This is a genomic window from Mesorhizobium montanum (assembly GCF_033977145.1).
GTDB lineage: Bacteria > Pseudomonadota > Alphaproteobacteria > Rhizobiales > Rhizobiaceae > Mesorhizobium > Mesorhizobium montanum.
In genome coordinates this window covers 1-4,292 of the sequence record NZ_JAVIJF010000055.1, presented here as the reverse complement: position 1 = coordinate 4,292, position 4,292 = coordinate 1, and the positions used below count along the sequence as shown (strand labels likewise).

Annotated in this window: 3 protein-coding genes and 1 pseudogene; all 4 read left to right on the top strand. The window is 63.8% G+C overall.

From position 1 onward, the window contains the following. Positions 1-153 precede the first annotated feature (153 nt). The 4 genes and pseudogenes from RFM68_RS33395 to RFM68_RS33380 all read left to right on the top strand — a co-directional run bounded on the left by RFM68_RS33395 (position 154) and on the right by RFM68_RS33380 (position 4,276). Positions 154-1,014, top strand: a complete 861-nt coding sequence (locus RFM68_RS33395; protein WP_320237185.1) for a site-specific integrase — start codon at positions 154-156, stop codon at positions 1,012-1,014. A gap of 10 nt (positions 1,015-1,024) precedes the next feature. Further along, the gene (locus RFM68_RS33390; RefSeq protein WP_320237184.1) at positions 1,025-2,233 is read left to right on the top strand and encodes an IS91 family transposase; all 1,209 of its coding nucleotides are present in this window, start codon (positions 1,025-1,027) and stop codon (positions 2,231-2,233) included. A 343-nt stretch (positions 2,234-2,576) separates the two neighbouring features. After that, positions 2,577-3,140, top strand: a pseudogene (locus RFM68_RS33385) (IS91 family transposase); the annotation flags it as partial. A gap of 369 nt (positions 3,141-3,509) precedes the next feature. Next, positions 3,510-4,276, top strand: a protein-coding gene (locus tag RFM68_RS33380) for an IS5 family transposase (protein ID WP_320237183.1) whose coding sequence is annotated in 2 segments (ribosomal slippage) — positions 3,510-3,855 and positions 3,855-4,276 — 768 coding nt in all. Because the reading frame shifts where the segments join, the coding sequence is not laid out codon by codon here. Positions 4,277-4,292 lie beyond the last annotated feature (16 nt).

Below are 4,292 nucleotides of genomic sequence, written 5' to 3'. Positions count from 1 at the left end.
CTAAGGCCTGTTTACAAACAGGATTCCCAAAGCGGCAGAAAATTGATTGAACTAAACCGCTGCCGCGGTAGCTGATGCGCGGGTGTGGCCTAAGGAGGCCCCTGTCTGAGAAGATTTGGTGTCGAGCCAACCTTCCAGACAGGAGAACCCCAGATGGCCCAGATAAGCCCTCTGCGTCAGCGGATGATTGAAGATCTGACGATCCGCAATTTGTCACCGGAGACCCAGCGATCCTACGTGCATCACGTGGCGAAGTTCAGTCGATTTTTTGGACGATCACCCGATCAACTGGGATACGAAGAGGTGCGCGCCTATCAGGCCCATCTGGTGGGCCGAAGGGTCTCGTGGGGCGCGTTGAACCAGACCGTTTGCGCCTTGCGTTTCTTCTACGGCGTGACGCTGGGTCGATCTGATCTGCCTGAGCGGATCGCTTACGCCCGGACGCCGCGCAAGTTGCCGGTCGTGCTGAGCGCCGATGAGGTGGTCGGCTTTCTGCAGGCCGTGAAGGGGACGAGGAACCGGGTCGCTCTGATGACCACCTATGCGGTGGGCTTACGCGCAGCGGAGGCGGCGCGTCTGCAGGTGACGGACATCGATAGCAGCCGGATGATCATTCGCATCGAGCAGGGCAAGGGCGGCAAGGACCGCTATGTGATGCTGTCGCCGCAGCTGCTGGAGATTTTGCGCGTCTATTGGCGGTTGACCAAGCCGGGGCGATGGCTGTTTCCCCGGCGCGATGGCCGCGGCCCGATCCACCCACAGACTTTGGGGATCGCCTGTCGAGCAGCCTGCGAGTTCCTGGGCGTTGAGAAGCGGGTGACGGTGCACACCCTTCGCCACAGCTTCGCCACCCACCTTTTGGAAGCCGGCACGGACATAAGGATCATTCAGGTGCTGCTGGGCCATCGCAGCCTGGCGACGACGACACTATACGCCCAGGTCTCAACGGCTGTGATCGGCCGGACCGCCAGTCCTTTTGACCAACTCCACATGGAGATCACGCCGCCCGGTTGAGCCGCGCGCCATGCGCCCGGATCTGGAAGTGGCGGATGTAATCCACCGTCACGGGGCTGACTATCGCCGCGACCATGCCGGCCATCTCGGGCGTGTCGAGCGCCGGGTCATGGCCGCGGTGGAGGCGTGTCGGACCGCGGCCCTGGGCGGTCACGCCGAACACTGCACCGACTGCGGTCTCGTGCGGCAAGCCTATAACTCCTGCCGCAACCGCCACTGCCCTAAGTGCCAAGGCCTTACCCGCGCCCAGTGGCTGGCCGAGCGGCAGGCTGAGCTGCTGCCGGTCCCATACTTCCACGTGGTTTTCACCGTCCCGGCCCAGATCGCTGAGATCGCCTTCCAGAACAAGGCGGCGGTCTATGCGATCCTGTTCAAGGCCGCATCCGAAGCCTTGAGGGTGGCGGCGGCCGATCCCAGGCATCTGGGCGCCGAGATCGGCGTGGTCGCCGTGCTTCATACTTGGGGTCAAAATCTCCACCATCATCCGCATGTCCACTGCGTCGTGCCGGGCGGCGGCCTGTCGCTCGAGCCTGCCACGGCGAAGGCCGGGGACCAGCGATGGATCGCCTGCCGGCCGGGATTTTTCCTGCCCGTACGGGTTCTGTCGCGCCTGTTCAGGCGGCTATTCCTGGAGCGCTTGCAGGACGCCTTCGACGCCGGCCAGCTTCGCTTCTTCAGCGATCTCGCCAGCCTGGCCGACCCTGCCACTTTCTGCGCCCAACTGGCTGGACTGAAGCGGATCGAATGGGTCATCTACGCCAAGCCCCCATTCGGCGGTCCCGAACAGGTTCTCGCCTATCTCGGCCGCTACACCCATCGCGTCGCCATCGCCAACAGCCGCCTCGTGAGCCTGGACCAGGGAAAGGTCAGCTTCCGCTGGAAGGACTATCGCCATCACGACAAGTCCAAGCACAAGCTCATGACCTTAAGCGCCGACGAGTTCATCCGGCGCTTCCTGCTGCACGCTCTTCCAGACGGGTTCCATCGCATCCGCCATTACGGCCTCCTCGCCAACGGCCACCGCGTCCCCAAACTCGCCCAGTGCCGTCTTCTTCTGGCAGCGCCCACGCCGCCGCCGCCGGACCCGACCGCCGACTATCGCCAGCGTTACCGCTGTCTCACAGGGCGCTCCCTGGACATCTGTCCGGGCTGCGGCGGCGCTATGGCCTCGCTCGGCCCGATCCCGCGCAAGGCCCCGACCTGGCCAGACACCTCATGACACGCTGCGCACCGACATGCTTGCACCGTCCATCCCGGCGTCTGCTACAGTCGCCGCCGGGCCTTTGCGCGTCGCTAGTCAAAGTCGCAGCCTGGCTATCGCCAGCAACACTGCACCTCAGCGTCAACGACCCAATGGCGCCGTCTCTCGCGTCGCAGATGGTCCTGGATCGCGACGACGGGCGACTGCCCCAGAACGATCGGCGAGCCCGCTCCGGCGCCTCGGACACACCGTCGAGCCCTAAATCCCCATAGCCCTGCCAGCCATCCCGCGGTTCAGTTCAATCAGGCTTCAATGTAGTCGCGACCCGTGCGTGCACGCCCAATCGCGCCCGCGACCACACAGCGGCCAGCTTCGCTTCTTCAGCGATCTCGCCAGCCTGGCCGACCCTGCCACTTTCTGCGCCCAACTGGCTGGACTGAAGCGGATCGAATGGGTCATCTACGCCAAGCCCCCATTCGGCGGTCCCGAACAGGTTCTCGCCTATCTCGGCCGCTACACCCATCGCGTCGCCATCGCCAACAGCCGCCTCGTGAGCCTGGACCAGGGAAAGGTCAGCTTCCGCTGGAAGGACTATCGCCATCACGACAAGTCCAAGCACAAGCTCATGACCTTAAGCGCCGACGAGTTCATCCGGCGCTTCCTGCTGCACGCTCTTCCAGACGGGTTCCATCGCATCCGCCATTACGGCCTCCTCGCCAACGGCCACCGCGTCCCCAAACTCGCCCAGTGCCGTCTTCTTCTGGCAGCGCCCACGCCGCCGCCGCCGGACCCGACCGCCGACTATCGCCAGCGTTACCGCTGTCTCACAGGGCGCTCCCTGGACATCTGTCCGGGCTGCGGCGGCGCTATGGCCTCGCTCGGCCCGATCCCGCGCAAGGCCCCGACCTGGCCAGACACCTCATGACACGCTGCGCACCGACATGCTTGCACCGTCCATCCCGGCGTCTGCTACAGTCGCCGCCGGGCCTTTGCGCGTCGCTAGTCAAAGTCGCAGCCTGGCTATCGCCAGCAACACTGCACCTCAGCGTCAACGACCCAATGGCGCCGTCTCTCGCGTCGCAGATGGTCCTGGATCGCGACGACGGGCGACTGCCCCAGAACGATCGGCGAGCCCGCTCCGGCGCCTCGGACACACCGTCGAGCCCTAAATCCCCATAGCCCTGCCAGCCATCCCGCGGTTCAGTTCAATCAGGCTTCAATGTAGTCGCGACCCGTGCGTGCACGCCCAATCGCGCCCGCGACCACACAGAACCCTCCAGATTCAAGGCTGGAAATGGAGACCCAGCCTTTGATTCGATTGATGTTGAGCGACAGCCAATGGGAGCGGATCGCGCCGGAGCTGTCGGGTAAAGCAGGTGATCCCGGCTGCAGCGGGCGCGACAATCGGCTGTTTATCGAGGCCGTTCTTTGGATCGCGCGCACCGGCTCGCCGTGGCGTGATCTGCCGGAGGTGTTCGGCAAGTGGTTCACTGTATATACGCGCTTCTGGCGCTGGGCGCAGAAGGGCGTTTGGGAGCGTATTTTCAAGGCCCTCAGCGATGATCCCGATTTCGAATATGTCCTTATCGACGGCACGCTCGTCCGGGTCCACCAGCATGGCACCGGCGCAAAAGGGGGACTCAAAATCAGGCCATAGGCCGCTCGCGTGGCGGCCTGACCACCAAAATCATGGCCTTGGTCGACGCCCTCGGCAATCTCATTCGCTTCGTCCTTTTGCCCGGCCAGCGTCACGACAGCATCGGGGTCGAGCCTTTGATCGCCGGCCTCGATTTTGAGGCGCTCCTCGGCGACAAGGCCTTCGACAACAACTGGCTGCGCGCCAACCTGAATGAACGCGGCGCTGTGGCGGTCATCCCGTCCAAAGCAGACCGGGCCGGACGCACCCCTCACGACACCGAAATGTACAAATGGCGCCATCTCGTCGAGAACTTCTTCTGCCATCTCAAGGCATTCCGACGCATCGCAACCCGTTACGAAAAGACCGATGCTTGCTTCGCCGGACTCCTTAATCTCGTCACCGCTTTCCTCGCAATCCGATGACTGTAAACAGGCCTTA

Excerpts from the sequence above, each read along its gene's own strand:
- RFM68_RS33390 (WP_320237184.1), top strand. The coding sequence starts at position 1,025 with ATGCGCCCGGATCTGGAAGTGGCGGATGTAATCCACCGTCACGGGGCT.
- RFM68_RS33395 (WP_320237185.1), top strand. The coding sequence starts at position 154 with ATGGCCCAGATAAGCCCTCTGCGTCAGCGGATGATTGAAGATCTGACG.